The 21,906-nt window shown below is 39.7% G+C and carries 16 protein-coding genes; 7 read left to right on the forward strand and 9 right to left on the reverse strand.

Annotation, left to right across the window (positions count from 1 at the left end):
- Positions 1-573, reverse strand: a complete 573-nt coding sequence (locus tag VF06_RS31145; RefSeq protein WP_099069342.1) for a Uma2 family endonuclease — start codon at positions 571-573, stop codon at positions 1-3.
- Positions 574-887: 314 nt separating this feature from the next.
- Between VF06_RS31145 and VF06_RS31150 the strand changes: the two genes are divergently transcribed.
- Positions 888-1,517: a Uma2 family endonuclease gene (locus VF06_RS31150; RefSeq protein ID WP_099069343.1), complete on the forward strand. Its 630-nt coding sequence runs from the start codon at positions 888-890 to the stop codon at positions 1,515-1,517.
- Positions 1,518-1,616: 99 nt separating this feature from the next.
- On the opposite strand, the gene recQ is transcribed toward VF06_RS31150, so the two are convergent.
- The gene (gene recQ, locus VF06_RS31155; RefSeq protein ID WP_099069344.1) at positions 1,617-3,776 is read right to left on the reverse strand and encodes a DNA helicase RecQ; all 2,160 of its coding nucleotides are present in this window, start codon (positions 3,774-3,776) and stop codon (positions 1,617-1,619) included.
- Positions 3,777-5,503: 1,727 nt separating this feature from the next.
- A complete protein-coding gene (locus VF06_RS31160) occupies positions 5,504-7,171 on the reverse strand; it encodes an iron uptake porin (RefSeq protein WP_099069345.1) in 1,668 nt (555 codons plus the stop codon).
- A gap of 338 nt (positions 7,172-7,509) precedes the next feature.
- Between VF06_RS31160 and VF06_RS31165 the strand changes: the two genes are divergently transcribed.
- Positions 7,510-9,852 (forward strand): hypothetical protein, encoded by a 2,343-nt coding sequence (locus VF06_RS31165; RefSeq protein ID WP_099069346.1) that lies wholly within the window; start codon positions 7,510-7,512, stop codon positions 9,850-9,852.
- A 61-nt stretch (positions 9,853-9,913) separates the two neighbouring features.
- On the opposite strand, the gene VF06_RS31170 is transcribed toward VF06_RS31165, so the two are convergent.
- Both VF06_RS31170 and pcrA read right to left on the reverse strand, forming a co-directional pair.
- Positions 9,914-10,105 (reverse strand): hypothetical protein, encoded by a 192-nt coding sequence (locus VF06_RS31170; protein WP_099069347.1) that lies wholly within the window; start codon positions 10,103-10,105, stop codon positions 9,914-9,916.
- A 213-nt stretch (positions 10,106-10,318) separates the two neighbouring features.
- Positions 10,319-12,643 carry a DNA helicase PcrA gene (gene pcrA, locus VF06_RS31175; protein ID WP_099069348.1) on the reverse strand — a complete coding sequence of 775 codons (2,325 nt, stop codon included), beginning with the start codon at positions 12,641-12,643 and terminating at the stop codon, positions 10,319-10,321.
- Between the two features lie 211 nt (positions 12,644-12,854).
- On the opposite strand from pcrA, the gene VF06_RS31180 reads away from it, so the two are divergent.
- Both VF06_RS31180 and VF06_RS31185 read left to right on the forward strand, forming a co-directional pair.
- Positions 12,855-13,622 carry a DsbA family protein gene (locus VF06_RS31180; RefSeq protein WP_099069349.1) on the forward strand — a complete coding sequence of 256 codons (768 nt, stop codon included), beginning with the start codon at positions 12,855-12,857 and terminating at the stop codon, positions 13,620-13,622.
- Positions 13,623-14,626: 1,004 nt separating this feature from the next.
- Entirely contained in the window at positions 14,627-15,271 is a 645-nt protein-coding gene (locus VF06_RS31185) for an NIL domain-containing protein (RefSeq protein WP_099069350.1), read from the forward strand.
- A 41-nt stretch (positions 15,272-15,312) separates the two neighbouring features.
- On the opposite strand, the gene VF06_RS31190 is transcribed toward VF06_RS31185, so the two are convergent.
- A complete protein-coding gene (locus tag VF06_RS31190) occupies positions 15,313-15,903 on the reverse strand; it encodes a Crp/Fnr family transcriptional regulator (protein ID WP_099069351.1) in 591 nt (196 codons plus the stop codon).
- Between the two features lie 256 nt (positions 15,904-16,159).
- Positions 16,160-16,888, reverse strand: coding sequence for a serine O-acetyltransferase (gene cysE / locus VF06_RS31195; RefSeq protein WP_099069352.1), 729 nt, complete (start codon positions 16,886-16,888; stop codon positions 16,160-16,162).
- A 205-nt stretch (positions 16,889-17,093) separates the two neighbouring features.
- Between cysE and VF06_RS31200 the strand changes: the two genes are divergently transcribed.
- The gene (locus VF06_RS31200; protein ID WP_099069353.1) at positions 17,094-17,576 is read left to right on the forward strand and encodes an RrF2 family transcriptional regulator; all 483 of its coding nucleotides are present in this window, start codon (positions 17,094-17,096) and stop codon (positions 17,574-17,576) included.
- 257 nt (positions 17,577-17,833) lie between these two features.
- Complete coding sequence (cysK, locus tag VF06_RS31205; protein WP_099069354.1) at positions 17,834-18,796, forward strand: cysteine synthase A; 963 nt, start codon at positions 17,834-17,836, stop codon at positions 18,794-18,796.
- 288 nt (positions 18,797-19,084) lie between these two features.
- On the opposite strand, the gene VF06_RS31215 is transcribed toward cysK, so the two are convergent.
- The gene (locus VF06_RS31215; RefSeq protein ID WP_099069356.1) at positions 19,085-19,789 is read right to left on the reverse strand and encodes a cadmium resistance transporter; all 705 of its coding nucleotides are present in this window, start codon (positions 19,787-19,789) and stop codon (positions 19,085-19,087) included.
- A gap of 242 nt (positions 19,790-20,031) precedes the next feature.
- On the opposite strand from VF06_RS31215, the gene VF06_RS31220 reads away from it, so the two are divergent.
- Positions 20,032-20,709, forward strand: coding sequence for a cadmium resistance transporter (locus VF06_RS31220; protein ID WP_099069357.1), 678 nt, complete (start codon positions 20,032-20,034; stop codon positions 20,707-20,709).
- Positions 20,710-20,828: 119 nt separating this feature from the next.
- On the opposite strand, the gene VF06_RS31225 is transcribed toward VF06_RS31220, so the two are convergent.
- Positions 20,829-21,626: a sulfite exporter TauE/SafE family protein gene (locus tag VF06_RS31225; RefSeq protein ID WP_099069358.1), complete on the reverse strand. Its 798-nt coding sequence runs from the start codon at positions 21,624-21,626 to the stop codon at positions 20,829-20,831.
- Positions 21,627-21,906 lie beyond the last annotated feature (280 nt).

Genomic DNA, 21,906 nt, shown 5'->3' on the forward strand with positions numbered 1-21,906 from the left:
TTATACAGGAAAAAACTGGTTTACAGTACAGCTAAAACCAGGTAATAAAGGAGAAATTATAATATCACTACTAAATAAAGTTTCTACTAATTTAAGTTGATTTTGTTCGCGTCGATAGACCTCTAGTTTACGCGATCGCCAATCAGCAATCCAATATTCTTTTACTCCTCTAGAAGAATAAAGCTTAAGTTTAGCTTCCTTATCCCGTCTTAGATCTTCGTTGCTGCTAGACAAAACTTCGACTACTAAATCTGGTGCGCCAGTTAAATGTCCTGCTTCATCCAATGTTAGCGCCAAGGTTTCTTTAGTAGCCCAAACTACATCAGGAATCACATTATCTGATTCTGAAAACAAAACGCCGGGATTAATTACAGCTTCCCCTAAACCAGTAGACTCTGACCAAATGTTAAGCTCTTGGAAAATTCTGCCACAAGTTTGCTGATGTTTAAAGTGAGGTGCCCTGGTCATAAATAATTCTCCATCAACTATCTCGTAGCGTGTCCCTTCATTTTCTGGTAATAGTTCCACATCCTGAGTTGTCCAGCGTACTCCAGTATTAAGCATCTGACTCATTGCTTAACTCCTTTAATCTTGCTCTTGTATTTTAAGGTAATTGTTGACTGTTAGCTGTTGACCGTCGATCGATTAACTTTTCACTTGCGATTTTCGCGCCACTATTTACTCGCAAAAAATAATTTATGACTCATCGGCTAACTCTTGGAATCTCACTCTTAATATTTTAATTAGAAAATCTTAACAATTTAGGAATCAAAATAGCTTACAGCATCTTACTACAGGAGCGAGAATAGTTAAAGAATTAATCAAAAAAATTACTCAAGTTGTAACCCTTCTCTTAACAAGTACTTAACCCCCACAAGCTCGATAATATGACTCAAGTCCAAGTCGAACCCAAACTATACAGCTTCGATGAATTTATCAGCTGGTATCCCGAAAATTCAGAGGTGCGATATGAATTGCATGATGGAGTAATTATCGAAATGCCCAAGCCAAAGGGAAAACATTCAAATCTCACAGGTTCCCTGATTGAGCAACTATTGATAATTATCAGGCAGATGGGGTTTGGCGGTATATGGACTATTCCCAGAGAATCAATTGTCAAACCCAAACGAGAAAAATCAGGTTACGAGCCAGATATCATTGTTTTAAACAAAGAAGTTCTTAGGGATGAACCCCGGTGGGAAAGCGAATCGATTATTCAAAATCCTGATTTTGTCAAATTAATCGTCGAGGTGGTTTCAACTAATTGGCGTGACGATTACTACGATAAACTTCGAGATTATGAAGAAATGGGCATCGAAGAATATTGGATTATCGATTATGCTGCACTGGGAGCAAGAAAGTTCATTGGTAACCCCAAACAACCCACTATTTTTGTTTGTAACTTGGTTGAGGGAGAATATCAAATGACTTCATTTACAGGAAAGACGGCCATTGTTTCTCCGACATTCCCTCTATTCAACTTAACTGCACAGCAAATTTTCGATTTGGCTTCGTAAGAAAGCATTAAAAAAGTCATACCATTTGTAGAGACGCGATGAATCGCATCTTCTAGTTTTTCGGGTTTGAATGTCTTGCAAAGATTTTTTGAATTGGTATCACTTCCGATTTTCACGCCGCCATTTACCACGCACTAAACGAATTTCATCAAAAGTATAGCTTTCGCCTAGTTGTTCTCGAATAGCCGTCAAAGAAATATCACCAAGCACTTCTAAAACCTGCCAAATTTTTTGCTGACGTTCTAAAGGAACTAAATGATTTAAATCTACAGGTTGATTTTTTTCAATTAAATCTGCAAGATGGCGAATAATTGTAGTCGTGCGAATGTTGCGTTTTTGGGCAATTTCAGCAACACTCAAACCTTGTTTGTGCAATTGAAATGTAAAAATTTCCGTGTCGGAAGGCAAGCTATTAAAAGGGATAAAATTATCTGCTGGTGGGTCTAAAAAGCCTCTTTCCTGACGGTAAGCGCGAATTTGGGCGAGGAATTTTTCGCCATATTGGGCAAGTTTGTGAGTACCTACACCAGACAGTTTACCAAATTCAGTCATGGTTTTAGGTTGTACCTGCGCCATCAATTTCAAGGTAGAATCTGGAAAGATAATATAAGGTGGAACGGATTGTTGATCGGCAATTTGTTTGCGTAGCGATCGCAATCTTTGCATTAAAACTTCTGCTTCGGCAGCTTTTTCACTTGTTTGTGTCAAAGCAATATCTGGTGTTGCAGTTATAGCTAAGGAAACTGTGCGTTGTCGCCGCATCACTTCCCAACTGAGGGCGTTAAGTTTTAAAACAGAGTAACCATCGTTAGTTTGTTCTAGTAATCCTTGATGTAAAAGCGATCGCGCCAACATCCGCCATTGATCTACAGTTTTATCTTTGCCAATTCCGTAGGTAGAAAGTTGATCGTGTTGATTTAAAATAATTTTTTGGCTTTTGGCACCGCGTAACACATCAATAATATATGTCATGCCATATCTTTCTTTGCAACGCGCCACACAAGATAAAAACTTCATGGCTTCAATTGTCCAATCTTCCATCGGTTTGGGATTGCGACAATTATCACAGTTACCGCAATTTCCAGCAAACCGTTCGCCAAAATAACCAAGCTGAATTGTCCGCCGACAAACACTACCTTCAGCATAATCAATTACTTGCCGCAGTTGTTGTTTGGCAATCAATTGTTCTTGGGGGTCAGTTTTTTGGTTAATACTCCATTCAATGGTTTTAATATCAGCAAAACTGAAAAAAAGCGTACAACGTGAAGGTTCGCTGTCCCTTCCAGCCCTACCTGATTCTTGATAATAACTTTCTAAATTACGCGGTAAATCAAAGTGAATTACTAAACGCACATCTGGTTTATTAATTCCCATACCAAAGGCAATTGTCGCCACTATCACCCGCACATCATCGCGGATAAATCGAGTTTGATTGCTGCTGCGTTCTTCATCAGTTAATCCAGCATGGTAAGACAAGGCAGAAACTTTATCATTTTGTAGTTTAAAAGTAAGTTCATCAACTTTTTTGCGCGTCAGACAATAAATAATCACTGAACCTTCACTTTCTCGTACCAGTTCTAATAACTCTGCATAAGCAGACTTGGTTTTAGAACGAACTTCATAATAAAGATTTTGGCGATTGAAGCTGGCTATGTGGATACTTGGTTGCTTCAGTCCTAATTGTTGAATGATATCACTACGGACGCGATCGGTGGCTGTGGCGGTGAGAGCAATGCTGGAAACACTGGGGTAGCGTTTTCGCAGAGATATTAACTGGCGATATTCTGGGCGAAAATCGTGTCCCCATTCAGAAACGCAGTGTGCTTCATCAATGGCGAAGGTGGAAATACCCATTTGATGATGAACTAAATCAAGAAATGGTAGAAATCTTTCACTTAACAAACGTTCTGGGGCGACGTAAAGTAATTTCACTTTGCCCTTGAGGATGGCTTCTTCCCGCGATCGCACTTGATACGGATTCAAACTACTATTGAGAAATGTCGCACTAATGTTATTATTTCGCAGTGCTTCCACTTGGTCTTGCATCAAAGCAATTAATGGCGATACTACTACAGTTAAACCTTTTTTGATTAATGCAGGTAGCTGAAAGCACAAAGATTTTCCCCCACCCGTAGGCATTACCACCAATAAGTCCCGATTTTGCAGCGCATCTTCGATAATTTGTCGTTGTCCAGGGCGGAATCTATCATAACCGAAGTGATATTTTAGCGCTTGTTCGAGATTGGGATACTGAAGCATAGCGATCGCTTTTTCGGAGGCTTTTGGCTAAATTAAGTAAGTTTAATCAAAAAAGTAAGATATATTTTTAATAATCTTAGCTCTATGGTTAATTTTGCGTAAATTGAGAATTTCTAATTTTCAGCAATGGCAAAAACTTAGGCTAAGATTACTAAACGCGGTAGCAGGTGAAGCTGTAAAAAACTTCTCTATCATAACTTGTACTTATCCTACAAGCTCAAGCAGCACTAGAAATAGTGCCAAGGGAAGTTTTAACAGCACAATCTAATATCGTTAATTTTACTTAACCTGACTTTTCACGGGGTCTGGAAACTCTGTTTTGGAGAAAGTTAGGGTGTGACAAGGTTAGAAGGAATTTGTGAAATTCCAAAACCAAAGCTAAAGATGTGTGTGTTTTCCCTAAACCCTAACAAATTTTTTCATATGCCGTGAAAGGTAAGGTGATTCAAATTCGTTGCTCCAAGTAATGCTTCTAACCAATACTTGGAGCTTTTTAACAAAATCAGTTTCATCAGTAACTCAACCTAATTAAACCTGAAAGCATAGATGGTTTATCGCATTAATTTTGCTTGGTAAACTCAATCTTTTTTCTCTCTTTCTCTGGGTTCTCTGCGCCTCTGTGGTAGCCTGCGGCAAGCCGCTGCGCGTCTACGTTCCTTAACCCCTCAAAATTAATGCGATACACCAGTAGTAGCCTGTCCCATTAGTTCTGAGAGATGAATAAGTTTGTAGTTAGGACTTTAGTCCTTGATTTTTAAGCACTGAAGTGCTTACTACAAACTCATCAAAATTAATGAAACAGACCAGTAGTAGTGTGTCCCATTAATTTTGTAGGAAAAAAATGTTCGTAGTCAGGACTTTAGTCCTATAGGTTTTTTAAGTAGCTACTAATTTGTCTTAATAGTGAATTTGATTACATCTAAGAATCTCGAAATATATATAAATTAGTCTTTGTCCATCATTAACAGATATTTGGCAATTTGGCAGTTGGCAATTTTGGTATTTTGATATATTGCAGAAATTACCAAGATGTTTTTACTTATTATACAAAGCACGGTCTAAATCCCGTGCTTTTTATTCATAATTATTTGGCATTTTGGCGCTACATTAAAATCGATTTGTGATATTGCAAATACTTTTTCTCCACCCTAAACGTTAGATGAAGTTAAAAACAAGAAACTGCTGTTTAATAAAGTTTTCGTAATGGCGATCGCTATCCAGACAAAATGCATGGAGTCGAGCTTCAGCAGATATTTGTCAAATATCATTTTCTATGCAAATTCTATTAAACTCTCCTAAAAAAAAGAAGAGTATGGCTCTGAAAGTCTCCCTACTTAAGGATGATTTCAAAGAATCTGAAAGTATTTTATGTAGCATAGAAGGCTGAAAAAACATTTTATGAGCATCTAAATTGTTTTGCCATCGGCTTTACAGGAGGACGGAAAAATTTATTTTCTAAGTATTCATTGATACGGAAAAAGTCTTTTATCAGATTTGAGGGTATTTGAATACTTCCTATAGGAAGATGCCCAATGAATATAATCATGAGTAAATTAATTCGGGATGTTGTTATGCACTGGATTTATATTGAGGTTTGGCTCACCACCAAACCTTTTTTATATCTCTTGAAAATAGGGCATTAGACATGGGAAGATATAGAGATAGGGAAAAATTGCTCGTAAATTATCCCCACTGAATATCTGAATTCTGGATTCTCGACTTTGACGCTAAAAAGTAAAAGTACTCCGCAGAATACCGATGGTAACTGAGTCACTATTTGGTGTATGACCGGGTTGCAAAATATGAATAATGCCTGGTGTAATGCTCAGGTTATCGTTTAGCTGAAAACGATAGAATGCTTCAATTTGAGTCGTCGTCCCTGGTTGTCCTCCTGCGCGTCCCAAACCGGTATTAATAAAATCGGGGACATTATTACCTACAGGTAGATTACTACTGGTGATTTTCGGAGGTTGTCCGACATAAATTCCACCCAAATTACCCTTGGCAAATAAATCAGGGAAATTCAAAAACACCATATAATTTGTTGTTTCAACATTTCCCGGTTGCCCTGGAATATAAGATTTAGTATAGCCGCCCCATGCACCTGCACTGATATTTTTAGAAATTTGCCAGGTTACAGTGGCACCCACCGCATTAGTTTGTAATGGAGCCGATCTTCCGGTAGTGCTATTTACAGCAGTTAAGCATTCATCACCAACAAAGGTTAGTAAACAACCATCAGAAGAGTAATTATTAACATAATACAAACTAAAATCTATAGTATCAGTTGGTGTCAGTAATAATTGTACTCCTGTAGTTGTGTTTCCATCAAATAAACCACTACGTTGACCCGGATTTCCTGGTTGATAGCTAGTATAAATTGCCTGCAAACTAGCGCGTTTAGCAAATTGCCAATCAATAGCAATACCACCGTGACCGTATCCCGTATTTAAAATCGGGTTTCTTTGGGCAAAATAAGACAACGGCCCTGTTGCAGCGCTTTCTACTCGATTAGGGCCTCTAAAAGCAGCTGGTATACTTACACCTTCTGTCCCAATCATCATTGCTAATTTATCTGTCACCAACCAATGAAAATTCAGTTCACTAACAATCAAATTATCTGTAGGAAATTCGTAACCAAGTAAAACATCATTGCGAGAAACACTATTAGTAAATCTCGGCGTAGTAGTACCTCTACCAGCTAACAAACCTGTGAGTAAATAACTCCTGGGAGTAATTTGACTAGTTAAATACAACTGCGCCAAGGAAATAACATTAATGTTTGTTCCAGCATCATCTGTATCTTTTTGCCCATCTCTAAAATTAACATCACCACGATTTTTAGTACGTCCTTGGAGTCCAACTATTAATAATCCGCTAAGTTTAGTTGTTGTTGAGAATTGGTTGGCTGCAATTTCAGCATTTTTAGCTTCTAAACTATCAATTCTACCTCGTAAAGTTCCTAATTCAGCAGCAAATTCTTCTTGTAATTTTTGTAATATTGTTACATCTTCTCGGCTCACTAAATCTTTGGCCGCCGTAGCAATTAACTCATTAATTCTATCTAAACAAGCATTTACACCAGCAGCAAATTCGTATCTCGTTAAAGCGCGATTTCCGCGATAGTTGCTATCAGGATAACCAGCTATGCAACCATAGCGTTCCACCAAAGACTGTAATGCAGCGAAAGCCCAATCACTCGGTTGTACATCCTTGAGTTGAGAAACCGATGTCACTTGCGCCATCGGATCGAGGGATGAGGAGGTAATATCACTATTAAATCCTGAATTCTGAATTCTGAGTTCTGAATTCTCAGTAGTTTCTGTCTCCGTAGGAATTGCGATCGCTTTTTCTACAACGGCGTTGACTCCCGCAACGAGTAACCATGCGAGCATCCAGATTTTTTGATGGCTGCGGCTAATAAGTCTACGTTTCAATTTTTTTATACTCTGCTCACATACTTAAGTGAAGAGTGTATTCGCGATCCTTTGATGCTCACATGAGTAAATTTACGTATTTTGTAGAAAATTAGACATAATACTTCTGGGCAAGTTCACAAAGGGCGAGTATAACTATTAGGAAAAGAGGACAAGGGGGAAAGGGAAAGGGGTATGGTTCGACAAGCTCACCAACCGGGGAAAAGGGGAAAGATTAAATTTATTCCTTTTCCCTTTTCCCTTTAACCTTTTCCCCTGCCCATTGCCCATTGCCCATTGCCCAATAATCAAAGAATATGGCAAAACGCTGGCGCAAGTTGACGCCAAAAACTAAACAAAATCAACCTCGTGCTACTACGAGGAAACGCGTAGTTAAAAAGACACTTCCAAAACCAAAACCGCTAAGTTGGTTGCCGTCAACACTGGCGATCGCTATTTTATTGAGTAGTGTCGGTTTAATTATTACTTTTGCCTGGATTAGTATTCTCTTCATTTTGAATCCAGACCAAGTAAGCTGGCTGAATAAAGTTTTACCTCTATGGGCACAAATACCTCTGGGTAAACACGAACGCCCGCAAACTTTTAAACAAATTGAACTGAATTTAACTCAAAAAAATCTCATAGTCGGCGAACTTCTACCTTTGTATCAAGATACGAAAAACTCGTTTTTCATGCCAGTTTTTCAGCGACGTACCAATTGTGAATCTGATTGTCAAAAACTTGTGGAAATTAGGGTTTATCAACGTTCACAAGAGTTAGAGTTTAAGTCTGAGCCAGAAAATTACTACTATTTAGAAAGTCAATTATCAATAACTGGGCCGGAAGAATCCTTTGTGATTTCTTCTTTGCCTGATGCAATATTAGAACCCCAAGATATCAGTGTTCCTCTACCTTTAACTAAGGTACAACGCTTTGAAGGTCAAACACCATCAGCAGGAGTTTGGTTTAATTTACGGGGTGAACGCCAACAGGGAATTGGTGTCATTACTTACGGTGACATCGTATACTACAATCCAGAACGCAGTAATCTCCAACAAATGTTGTCTTGGAAGAGTCCCAGCGGTCAATTGCCCAAATGGCAACAAGTAACTGGCGATGCGACAAAAGAGTTAGTTATTGATGGAACTGTAGGTTTAGAACCGCACTTGGATGTTTATCAAGTCAAGCCTCTGAAGTTATTTCTCAAACCAATTCAATTGGAAGCAATTAACCTCAAATCACCAGTCCTCAAGGATTCTGCTTACCAAAATGCCTTGTCAATTGCCCGTAGCGGACTGTGGACGCCGGCCTTTGAATGGTTGAAATTTATCAAAAAACAACGTAAAGGATTACCAGAGGGGGCGCAAGCCCAAATGGATTTAATTCGCTTACACTCACTGGTGACTAAATCCCAAGCCGATAAAAGTTGGGCAAGTCCCAGCGAACAAATATTAGCAAATTTAATTGATGGGCGCTGGGAAAAAGGTTTGCAAGTGTTTGAATCAGCAGATAATGTCCAAGAAATTGGCACTCTACTCAAAGGTGATGAAACACGCTTGTGGAATCGTACAGTAGCAGCGTTGCGGGTGAACCCAGATAGACAACAAGTGCAAGCTTGGTTTGCTTTAATATTGGCAGTGCAACGGGGACAAGAAGCTGCTAATTCTTGGTTGGAGACACAACCCAAAATCACCAAAGATCGTCTTGCTTATATTCAAAATCTGTTGGTAAAACTCGATGGTGAGGTTACGTCGCAGATATCCCACCCCAGTCAAATTGTTGGTACAGTGCAACCCATCGCTAAAGTTACTAGTGGCGAGTGGCTACAACCAAATTCCCCAGCAGACTTGAAACTTACAGATAACCAAGTTTGGTATCAGGTGGAGGTGAGTGCATTTTCTGATGGTAAACGCTGGCTAAATTTTCCTTTTGAGAATTTGAAGCCACCCAAAACTTCAACAGCAAAATTTTTCTGGAAGACTTTGGGAATTAATTCTGACCCCCAAATGCAGATAGTGGTTTGGCTACCAAACGGAGAACAGCAAATTACCATAGGTACTATCAAAGCTGTGCAACTACAAAATCGAGTTTTGCGCTTACTAGTTGCTGCGCCAAAAATTCCAGGGAATCAAAACAATGTTCTGCAACCAAAACCCCTAGCCCTAACCAATGCAGCACTGGAATGGGTGCAACCGTTTCCCATCACTCTCCGAGAACTGTATGCACAAAATCCTTCAGCAGTCAAGGCTATAATATCAAACTTGTGGGAATCTTTACAAAAGTCCGGAGAAGTTCCGACCGGCCCAATTCCTAGCTTTGAACAGATGCAAGAAAAATTAGGTGATTGGCCCGTTCAAACTATCGATTTAACAAATAATGCTCAGCCGGAAATCGTAATCACTATTTCAGGGACAAGCATTGCGTCTTTGAATCAGCCTCAACCTGGAACTGGGGAGGAAAACACAAATCAATCTCCTGACCGTACCATGATTGTGTCTGACAACAATGAGGTCATCTATACAGATTTTACAGAAAATTCCTTGCAAAAATTGTCTGCGATCGCCAAGCTCTCAGGGGTGCAGTCTCCAGCTTTACTAGTAGAAAACGCTGATAAATATAGTCTCAAGCGCTGGTCAGATAAAAATCAGCGCTTTGAATAGCACGCACTGAGCAAAAATTTAGTCCAAAGGGGCGTTGGCGATCGCTATTTCAAAAACGGAGTTATTCTTTTTGGCTACTAGCAGCTAGGCGTTGGTGCTTCAGGCTTTCCAACTGCTGCAACAGGGAGTCTATCTCCGCTTGTAGGTGCATAAATTTAGCTTGTTGATCGTCTTGATAATAAGATTTGGTTAACTTGGTAACCAAACTGGTTTGAGACTCGCGATTGGGCACACTGGATATACAAGTAGGCATCTTTAATTAAATCCGCTTTGTTAAACTCACACCATTTGCAATTTTATAATAAGCCTATTTTAAGCTTTGTTAAATTATTGTGTATTTTTCATCATTTAGTTTAATAGGTTTGGGGTTCGGTGATAAGAGACGGCGATTATAGCTGTTCTGTTCCAACAAAGGGGAGGGCATTGCTGATGTTGACTGTTGACGGTTCACATTTAACATCCCCTATTAATCGACTTTTTGCAACTGCGCTACTCTGGGGTCAACGATTTTTTGCCCCAAACTAGCAAATTTAATCGCTACAGATAACTTATTACCCGTTCCAAAAACATGAGTTATTTCACCTAGACCAAAAGTTTTATGTAATACGCGATCGCCTACTTGCCAACTTTGGTTAGTATCTGACTTAATGCCAGAATTAACAGCAGTTTTAGTATAAGTTTGACGACTTACACGTTGGGTAATTAATAATTCTTCTGGTAATTCACTGAGAAATTGCGATGGCATAGCAGGTTCGCGGGAACCATACAAACGTCGTTCGCGGGCATGTGATAAATACAACCTTTCTTGGGCGCGAGTAATGCCCACGTAACACAAACGACGTTCTTCTTCTAAAGCTGCGGGGTCACTCAGGGAACGATAGCCAGGAAATAGCCCCTGTTCTAATCCCACCAAAAAGACTACGGGAAATTCTAGCCCTTTGGAGGCGTGTAAAGTCATCAAAGAAACGGCCGTTTGTCCTTCTTTCAAGTTATCCAAATCAGAACTGAGGGCGGTACTTTGGAGGAATGCTGTCAGGGAAATATCTTCGTTTTCCTCTTGAAATTGCAATGCAGCGTTATAAAGTTCCTGGACGTTTTGTACTCTATCTGTGGCTTCATCTGTGCCTTGATTTATCAAGTCTTGGACGTAACCAGAATCTTCTAATATTCCTTGTAAAACTTCTGTGACAGGAAGCGCACCGATTTGTCCTTGCCAACGGCTAATCATTTCGGCAAAGTTATTTACAGCTTTTGTAGCCCTTCCAGCTAATGTATTCACCGATGTTTCATCGCTGAGTATTTCCCACAAAGTCGTCCCTAATTGTTGGGAAGCATTCACCAAAGCATCAATGGTGGTTTTGCCAATACCGCGCCGGGGAGTATTGATAACTCGTAATAAACTTACTGTATCCGATGGATTGGCGATCGCCCTTAAATAAGCTAGAACATCTTTAATTTCTTTGCGGTCATAAAATTTCATTCCTCCCACAACTGTATAAGGAATTTGATATTTCACTAACAATTCTTCAAAGGGGCGAGATTGGGCATTTGTGCGATAAAGAACAGCAAAACTACCCCAGTCCAACTCTGGATTTTTCTGTTCTAAAGAGCGAATTTGATTAATCACAAATGCTGCTTCCGCTAGTTCTTCATCGGCTTTATGACAATAAATCTGCTCTCCAGGGCCCCGCGTTGGTTTGAGGATTTTATCAATGCGTTGGGTGTTATTTTCAATTAGTTCATTTGCCGCTTGCAGAATATTTTCACAAGAGCGATAGTTTTCTTCTAGCTTCACCATTGTGCGGGTATCATCATCTGGCAACCCATCACCAAAATCTTCCTGAAATTCTAGCAAGATTGTAAAATCTGCCATGCGAAAACTGTAAATTGATTGGTCGGCATCACCAACAACAAAAACTGAGCGATTTTGCCATTGCCATTCACTCTTTTGAGTTTCGCCGTTGGTTACCAATAAATGAATCAGTTGATATTGAGTCCGATTAGTATCTTGATATTCATCTACGAGGATATGGCGGAACTTGCGATGCCAGTAATCCAATACTTGCTCGTTTTGTTGAAATAATCTAGTGGGTACGAGAATTAAATCATCAAAGTCCAGAGCGTTGTTTTCTGCTAACTTATCTTGATAACGATTATAGACATCAGCAATTACCCGTCCCCGATAATTCGGTTGCTCTTGTTCAAATTCTTGGGGTGATAAACCTTGGTTTTTGGCATTACTAATGGCGTAGCGCACAGAACGAGCATCAAATTTTTTATCGTCTAAATTTAGTTGTTTAGTGACAATTTCTTTGATGATAGTTTGAACATCAGATTCATCAAATATAGAAAAATTGCGATTCCAACGGCGTCCTTTTTCATCTTGATATTTTTCAATATCAAAGCGTAGAATCCGGGAAAATAAACTGTGAAAAGTACCGCACCACAAATGTTTAATAGTATTTTTATAAACTTGCGATCGCAATTGCATTTGTTGGTATTCTGTCAACAAATCCAATCGCTGATTGTGTTGTTTTATTGCTTCTTCTTCAGCAAACAACCGTTGAATCCGGTCTTTCATTTCCCGCGCCGCTTTATTGGTAAAAGTAACCGCCAGAATATTTTCTGGATCGACACGGTGTTTTAGAATCAGATTGGCAATCCGATAAGTTAGCGCTCGTGTTTTACCCGAACCTGCACCAGCAACTACTAGCAACGGGCCGCAGTAATGCTCGACAGCTTGGCGTTGGCTGGGGTTTAGGTGACTGAGAAAGTCAATGGTTGTTGTCATAGATGTGAAAAAGCGATTGCTAGGCGTCACATCACTAAAAGAGTGGCTATTGCCCAGGTTACAATATCCTAACGAAACTTGGTCAATAAAGATTGTCAGGCAATCTTGTTAACCAAAATGATACTTTATCATGATTGACGAAAGTTAACGCAGGATTAGCTTTCTATCGATCATCTCTACCACAGAATTTCTCTTTTTTTACAATTTTTGTATGACTATATTCTTTAGTTGGTTTAGACAATTAGTTCAATCTCTGCGTACCTTGCCAATAATAGGTATATTATGTTTGCTTTTCACCTGGTCGCTTCCTGCACAAGCCGCTAACCGCATCGATCCCCAACTAGAACAGCAAGTATTACAAATTATCCGCGAACATCCAGAGGTAATTATCGAGTCTGTTCAGGCATATCAGCAGCAACAACAACAGAAACTCAATCAAGTCCGCCAAGCATTTTTACAAGATTTAAAAACAAATCCCCAAACAGTAATTGGTAACTCTCCAACCACTGGCGCAACTAATTCAAAAATTCTGCTGGTGGAATTTTCAGATTTTCAATGTCCCTACTGTGCTGAAGCACATAAAACCTTGAAACAATTATTAGCTAAATACCAAGGCAAGATAAAATTAGTTTACAAGCATTTACCGCTCGCTGCAATTCATCCCCAAGCATTACCAGCAGCAGCCGCAGCTTGGGCAGCACATCAACAAGGTAAGTTTTGGGAATATCATGATGCCCTATTTACTAATCAAAAGCAACTAAGTGAAGCATTGTATTTAGATATTGCTAAAAATCTGAATTTAGATTTAGTTAAATTTCAACGCGACCAGACTCTTGCCACTCCCGCCATTCAAAAAGACATCCAGCTAGCAGAAAAATTAGCTGTTGCTGGCACACCGTTTTTTGTAATTAGTACTCCAACTATTTCGCGAGTCGTGCAGTTATCAGATATCGAAAATATATTGTCTAATACTAACTAAAGTTCTATGTTTGCTGATGAGCTAACATCGATAAATATCTAAATCAACATGTAGAGACGTTGCATTGCAACGTCTCGTTGGTGTTGTCTAACAAAATATATAATGATGTCTAATAAACATCAATAAACCGGATATATCTACTGAGTAATTATTTATATTTATCATATTGGTTTACAGAAATACTTGCTTATTTAACATTAATTGCATCTTTGGTTAGATGTTAAATGCATCAGGAAATTGCTGTACTTGAAGCAAGTGTAAGGAGTAGCTTTATGAGGAGTAAGGGGGAGAGATTTTCCTAACTCCTCATGTTCTTAAATATATGATAATTTCACTGAAATATAGAAAATTTATTACTCGAATATTGAAATTAATTACTAGACTTCTAAGAGAAGTGGGGAAAAGGGCAAGGGGAAAGGGGGAAAGGTTTGGTAAGCCTTAAATGTTGCAATAGATTTTATTGTGGGATGGGTGTCCTCACCCGTCCGGGCGGGCAGGATGCCCACCCCACAAGAGTTTACTAATGGATTATTTTAGCCTTGCTACGCTATTACAATTTAAGGTTTATTTTATAAATGGTCTTTCATTAATCGATCGATTGTTTGCCACCCCTTCTCTACGAGAGGCTACGCCAACGGGGCGGGAATAGTAGGGTCACGACTCCCGATTCCCTACTTCCTTTTATGCTGAAATTATTTGAGATAAATAGAGCATATTTTACGTAAATTCACTCATTGTTTTTTTCTGGGCTTTATGGGAACCTCCTTTACATTACAGTAAATACATTAATTCGATAGATTTACCGTATTTTAATCAAAGCCTAAAAGATGAAAATCTCTAGGGACTTCCAAGTAAAAAAAATATTCCATAGAAGACTGTTGACGATTGGCTGTGAACCGTCAACAACCAAATGTTGTTTATTTTTTCGAGTTCCGTAGCCAAAACTTTATCTAACAATTCTTTAACAATCCAAAATCTAAAATCCTCTCATCCCAAATGGTATTATGTCTGGCACTAAATCCATAAAACCTGCTTCAGTCCACAGCCGAATTCTCGTGCCTGGGCGGTATCATCCGCAACCTATAATTTCTCGGCTGGTATCTCGTTATGATTTAACCGTCAATATCAAAGCTGCATCTTTGACATTAGATACTGATAGCGATGGTTGGTTTGATTTAGAACTTTCGGGAAATCCGCAAAAGCTGACAAATAGCTTATCTTACTTGCAAGGATTGGGAGTAAATCTACTACAACTAGCGATCGCCAACCAAATTCAACCCACCCATAACTCCCTAAACTTTCCTGATTCAATTTACAAACTCAGTCCTAGAGGTTCTGCACACCTCACACATCAATGGCAAGAAGAATTTGAGCAATGGATTTCTCTCGGTCAAAGCAATCGATTGCGGTTGCAACTGTGCGTCTTGAAAACCTACTACGAACAACCAGTGATTTCCAAGTTGGTTTCTGACTATGGACTAACAGTCAATATCACTAGTGCCATACTCAAACCCGATAACCAAGATGACGGCTGGTTTGATTTGGATTTATGGGGGAGAACAAAGCAACTCCACTCCAGCCTGAGTTATTTAAAAAAACTCGGATTACCCATTTGGCTGGATTTCTCTAGCGTCTATGGCGATCGCTAACTAAAAAATTCAGGAGTCACAATTGAGAATTAGCAAATAGTCTAAATTTCGTAGTACCAAATGTCTTCTTCTCGTAATACAATTCGATGCAAAGAAAGGCGATCGATCAAGCCCTCTTGCTCAAATTGGCCAAGAACACGAGTAATGGTTACACGAGTTGAGCCGACCATTTCCGCTAAATCTTCATGAGTTAGACGCATATCTATTAAACGCCCCTTCTCAACTTCCGAACCAAACTTTTTAGATAACCATGCTAATAGTTTGATGAGCATAGTATCAACTTTTTTATGGCTACGAATCACCATCAATTCTTGAGCCTGTTGGATATGGGTAAGTAGAGTTTCTGTGAGTTCACTCCACTCCTCTAAAGGTAAGACTGTCGCCCCTACTTTAGTTAGGCATTCCATTTGATAAGGTTCTAATTTTGACAAAGCCTTTCCAACGACATCTCCAGGGCCCCACAATCCTAGAGCAACAGTTGTACCATCTTCCAGATAAGTAAAAGTCCTGACAAAACCCGTTTCAATCTTCCAAAGACTATTTGGATATTCTGGCAGAAATGAACGACGGGCAAAAACTTGCTTAGTATTATTACTTTGCAAATTAGTAAGATTTGTGTATAAAGAAACCATAATGCATAATACTGTTTTTTGGTAAACTAACCGTAGTATATATATATCAGGTTATAAAAGCTTCTGTGTATTGAAATTATTAATGTTTTTATACAGGTAATGGGGCATAGGGCATGGGGCATGGGGCATGGGGCATGGGGCATGGGGAAAAGGGGAAAGATTAAATTTATTTCCTTTTCCCTCTAACCTTTTCCCTTTAACCTTTTCCCTTTAACCTTTTCCCCTGCCTCCCCTGCTTCTTCCCCATGCCCCATTCCTAAATCCCCGCACCATCAAGAAAATCTTCAATCATGCCGTCAGAATTGTTGCACTTGGGTTTGTTGGTTGGTTCGTTACCAAGTTCTGTGGGGAAGAGGCTTGATTCATTTTCTAATTCTTCTAAATGTTTTTCTAGAGCTTTGACTCGTTCAAATAAAGCGCGGATGACTTCGGCTTCTACGTCCCGGACTTTATCGTGGTCTAGAACATGGCCAGATAAATTGTTATGACGAGTTACACGTCCTGGAATTCCCACAACGGTGGTGTTGCTAGGTACATCTCGCAGGACTACTGAACCTGCTCCGATGCGGACGCGATCGCCAATTTGAATATTCCCCAATACTTTTGCACCGGCTCCCACAACCACATGAGAACCTAAAGTTGGATGGCGTTTGCCACTTTCTTTGCCCGTACCACCAAGGGTAACACCTTGATAAATCAAAGCATAATCGCCGACGATCGCTGTTTCACCAATCACTACTCCCATACCGTGATCGATGAACACTCCCTTACCAATTAATGCCCCAGGATGGATTTCAATTCCTGTGAAAAACCTACTAATATGAGAAATAAAGCGCGGTAAAAAGGGAATTCCGATTTTATACAGCCAGTGTGCTACTCGATGGAACAGTAGTGCCTGAAATCCAGGGTAACAGAACAACACTTCTATCCAGTTACGCGCTGCTGGGTCACGCTCAAAAATGGTTCGCAAATCAGTTAGTAGCATATTGTCTTGAGTTTTAGTTTGATTTTTGGAGTTCCCAAACTCGGATAATTCCCACTCAAAAATTAAGTATTCATGGGAATTTTCTTAAATGATAAACTACGGTAAGTCGATAGATTATAGTGTTTATTTGTGGTGATAAGTGGGATGCTATCACATCCGACACTTGGAAAAAATAAATTTCGCCTAAAATGCGATAAACCTCTCAATTAACCGTAGTATATTGAGTACAGTCTTGAATAGCCAAAACTACTCTCTCCTCGATCTGTCTTCCAAAGTGGAATACGCGCTGTTAGCACTTTTAGAACTAGCAAGCCACCACGGGAAAAAAGTTCCTCTGACCATGAGTGAAATCACCGCTAAACAACCCATACCTGAGCGCTATTTGGAACAAATTTTGACCAACCTCCGGCGCGCTGGTGTGGTGCAAAGTCAACGTGGCTCCAAAGGAGGTTTCATCTTAGTTCGCGAACCTTGGCAAATCACCTTGCTGGAAATTGTGACTTTAGTGGAAGGTGAGCGCAAAGAAAAAGATACTTCTGAATCTACGACTCTGGAAAGAACTTTAGTTTATGAAATCTGGGAGCAAGCCAATGCAGCTTCAATTGAAGTTTTGGGTAGCTATACGCTCCAAGATTTGTGCCAGGAAAGGGAAAGTCGCGCTCAGCAGAGTCCCATGTATTACATTTAGCCAGCAAATTTGAGATTTTAGATTTTAAATTTTGGGTTGTTGATTCAAAACTAAAAGTCTAAAAAATTCCTAGAGTTAGCTTGCTTTATTTTTGGAACATTCTTTGCTGCCAAATCTAGAATTCTTGACTCAAACTCTTACCTCAAAAGCGCCAAGGCTAGCCGAACAGGTGTAGAGTCAATCTCAAATCGTTCGACTGAGCGTAGTCGAAGTCCAAAATCCTCTCATCCCAAATTGTTTGACAAAAGAGTGCTTATATGCGGATAGCCAGAGATATCACAGAATTAATCGGACGAACTCCTTTAGTTCAATTAAACAAGATTCCCCAAGCTGCGGGAGCGGTTGCTCAAATTGTGGTGAAACTAGAAAGCATGAATCCAGCGTCTTCTGTGAAAGACCGGATTGGCGCAAGTATGGTGGAAGCCGCAGAAGAAAAAGGTTTGATTCATCCCGGAAAGACGGTTTTAGTGGAGCCAACCTCTGGGAATACAGGCATTGCCTTAGCAATGGTGGCAGCTGCTAAGGGTTACCATCTTATTCTAACGATGCCTGACACAATGAGCCAAGAAAGGCGAGCCATGCTCAGAGCCTATGGCGCACAGCTAGAGTTAACGCCAGGGGTAGAAGGGATGCGAGGAGCGATCGCTCGTGCAGAGGAAATCTTAGCTCAAACCCCCAATGCTTATATGTTGCAGCAGTTTCGTAACCCTGCTAACCCCAGAATTCACGCCCAAACCACCGCAGAAGAAATTTGGGATGATACCGATGGAGAAATAGATATTCTGGTGGCGGGAGTGGGGACTGGGGGGACAATTACAGGAGTATCGCAAGTTATTAAACAGCGCAAACCGAGTTTTCAAGCGATCGCAGTTGAACCAACCAGTAGTCCAGTATTAGGTGGTGGGAAACCAGGCCCCCACAAAATCCAAGGTATCGGGCCGGGATTCGTCCCAGCAATTTACCGTCCGGAACTGGTAGATGAAATCATTCAGGTTACAGACGATCAAGCGATCGCCTACAGCCGTCGCCTAGCAAAAGAAGAAGGATTACTATCTGGTATTTCTACTGGTGCTGCTTTATATGTAGCTATTCAAGTTGCACAACGACCAGAAAATGCAGGTCGCCTCATTGTTATGGTACAACCAAGCTTCGGCGAACGCTACCTCAGTACCTCACTGTTTAAAGACCCAGAGGAAAATGAGTGGTTGAGCAAAGTTTGATACTAAATTAGCATAGGAAGTATAGTTGGAAATTTTTGGAACAGCTTTGTAGCAAAGGCTTTTAATCCCAAATTCCAAACTTGTACTGAGCCTATCAAAGTATTTAAAATCAAAAATTGGTATGACAGACCAGTCTAAACCCTGTGCAAAATTTTTCACAGGGTTGTGTTTGAGTATGAATTTTTTTTCATTGGGACTGCCTTTACCGATAAATAAATTTAGTTGCTCTGTGAGCATTATCTTTTTATTGATGAGTGCCTTTTAACTTTTTATTTTTGCCTTGTTCACTCAAGTACTTGAATTGTCTTCAATTTCATTATTTTTCACCAAGATTACCAAACAAAAACAACTAGCTGCTAGTTTTATCGGACTCAAAGCTTCACTTTTTAATACAATAAATACCCCTAATCCTATAAGGACAAAAGGTACAACATGGTTGATGTAGCGACTTAAGATATCAGCTATGATTTTCTGTTTAGTTAGTTTGTATGCAGTGTAGCACCAAATTCCTAACAACATAAAAAACATTATTATAATTACCACAAAACTTTCTAAGTTACTGCTAGCAAACAATGGCACGTAAACACTAATATTATCGCTACCATTAGCAACTGTGACGGCTGCCACACTGTAAATTTCAGGAGAAAGTAAATTAGGAATTGTTGTTTGGTGATATTCTTCTGTTTCTGGCAAAACTTCTTCTGAAGAATTTTCTTCTTGATTGATTAAACTACTAATCCCTATGGCAATTGGTAGCAAACCAAGTAATCCAATCCAGCTTTTTGATAAAACTAATCCACTAAATAAACCAGAAAGACTCAGGATTACCAAAAATGTAAAACCTAAAAATTGACCAGTAACTATATGCCGGGGGCGAAAAGTAGAATTTATTTGAGAAAAAAATAACAACAGAATAACAATATCATCAATGTTAGTGGCAATAAATGTAATTGCCCCCGTACTAATTGCAGTAACATAGTTATTCCAGGACATTAACTTGATATACTAATAAATTGCTTGTTATAGGACTCCTATTGGATTGGGTAGAAATAACTCCGTACACCCATATTCTCTGAAACCCTTTTGCCTGATTACACACATAATTTCAGATATCAAACCGGATTCCTATAAATATTGTGTAACTTGAGAACCGTAGTTTTTTACCAAAGTTTTGGGATTGCTTCCTTCATAGCAATAACAGAACAGATCCTCCCCTACATCCCTATTTATCCAGCATGAGTAAGCTTGTAACAGCTTTCACTGAAGGAATTATTGCCTTTACAGCCACCAATATTGATGACATCATTATCTTATTAGTATTTTTCTCACAAATAGATATTAATTTTCGACGGCGGCACATCTTACTCGGTCAATACTTAGGATTTGCAGCCATTATCATTGCTAGCTTACCAGGATTTTTTGGTGGCTTAGCGATCCAACGCGAATGGATAGGATTACTAGGACTGCTACCAATAGCAATTGGTGTTCAGCAATTAGTATCTAAAAAAGAAGAAGCGATTACAGTTCAAACGGTAAGTACTGATTTTAGTCAGCCTACACCTACTAACCCAATATTGGCTTTTCTTTTGAGTGTTTTGCATCCCCAAACTTATAAAGTTGCAGCCGTAACCATCGCCAACGGCGGTGACAATATTAGTATATATATCCCGCTATTTGCCGGTCAGAACTTTACGAGCTTGGCAGTAATTTTAAGTATATTTTTTATCATGGTAGGGGTTTGGTGTGCGATCGCTTATTCATTAAGCCGTCAACCTACCATTGCCAATATTTTAAGTCGCTACGGCCACGCTCTCGTACCATTTGTATTAATTGCCTTGGGTGTATTTATTATGTATGAACGAGGCACATTTAGCCTATTGCCGATTGATTTTAAATTGGGGGATGGGGCGTAGGGCATAGGGCATAGGGAAAGGGAAAGGGGTAAGGGGAAAAGGGGAAAGATTTATTACTTTTCCCTTTAACCTTTAACCTTTTCCCCTGCCTCTCCACACTTCCTCATTCCCCACTCCCTCTACACTTGATGAACTAATTTCCAACTCACCATCATCAAGATTGCATAAATAATAAACCGTAGCGGGCGTTGTGGAGCTAGTTGGCAGACTTTAGCACCTAGTAATACTCCTGGAACAGAACCTAACCAGATAGGTGCTACTAGACTCCAGTCAACTGTTCCGAGACTCAGGTGTCCAAAGGAGGTAAACAGCAACAAAATGGCTGCGTGTGAAATGTCTGTACCGACTAACTTGCGAGCATCAAGATTGAAAAATGCAATTATTACTAGGGCAAACATTGAACCAGAGGAGACACTTGTTAAACCAACCAAGCAGCCTAAAATTGCTCCCACAATTATTGTCTGAAAACGCCCAAAGTTAGTTTCTAGGTCTAATTTGGGTAGTTCAGGTAAATTAAACTTGGGGAAAAACGTCAATAACAACAACTGTACTAATGCCAACAAAGTCACTAGGAGAATCATTACCCCAAGCAAACGAAGCAAAATCCGATCCAGGTTATACTCGCCGGTAAGTTTAATAAAGTGCAAAATTCCCACGCCGAACAATGAGCCTGGAACACTCCCGAATGCCAGCCATTTGACAATTTCTGTGTCAAGTGTCTTTTGTTCCCAATGCTTGACACTACCGACAATCTTCATCAATGTGGCAGCTACAACATCAGAACTCACAGCAACAGAAGGCGGAACCTGAAAGATAAAAATCAACATTGGGGTGATGAGAGAGGCTCCGCCAATTCCCGTTAAACCAACAATGATGCCAACAAAGAAACTTAAAAATGGTAGTAATAGATAGTGCATATTCTTTGGGAATTTCAAGAATCAGTTATCAAGTGTCCGCACGATCGCAGTCTCGTTATCAGTGAGGAGACTAAGCTAGGGTCAAAATCCCCAAAAGAAGCCTTGATAGCTGTTCACTGTCCACCCATTGCTGAATTACTACTCCTGACTAATTTGCTCGCAGTTTCACACATAAAATCCGGTAATCCGACTAGCTTACCGTATTTTAATAGCAATTACGATTCAACGTCTACTGTATTTGTTTTGTATAGGGAATTGGGCATGGGGTAAGGGGGTAGGG

The sequence above is a fragment of the Nostoc linckia z4 genome (genome assembly GCF_002608075.1).
In the GTDB taxonomy this organism is placed as follows: Bacteria; Cyanobacteriota; Cyanobacteriia; order Cyanobacteriales; family Nostocaceae; genus Nostoc; species Nostoc linckia.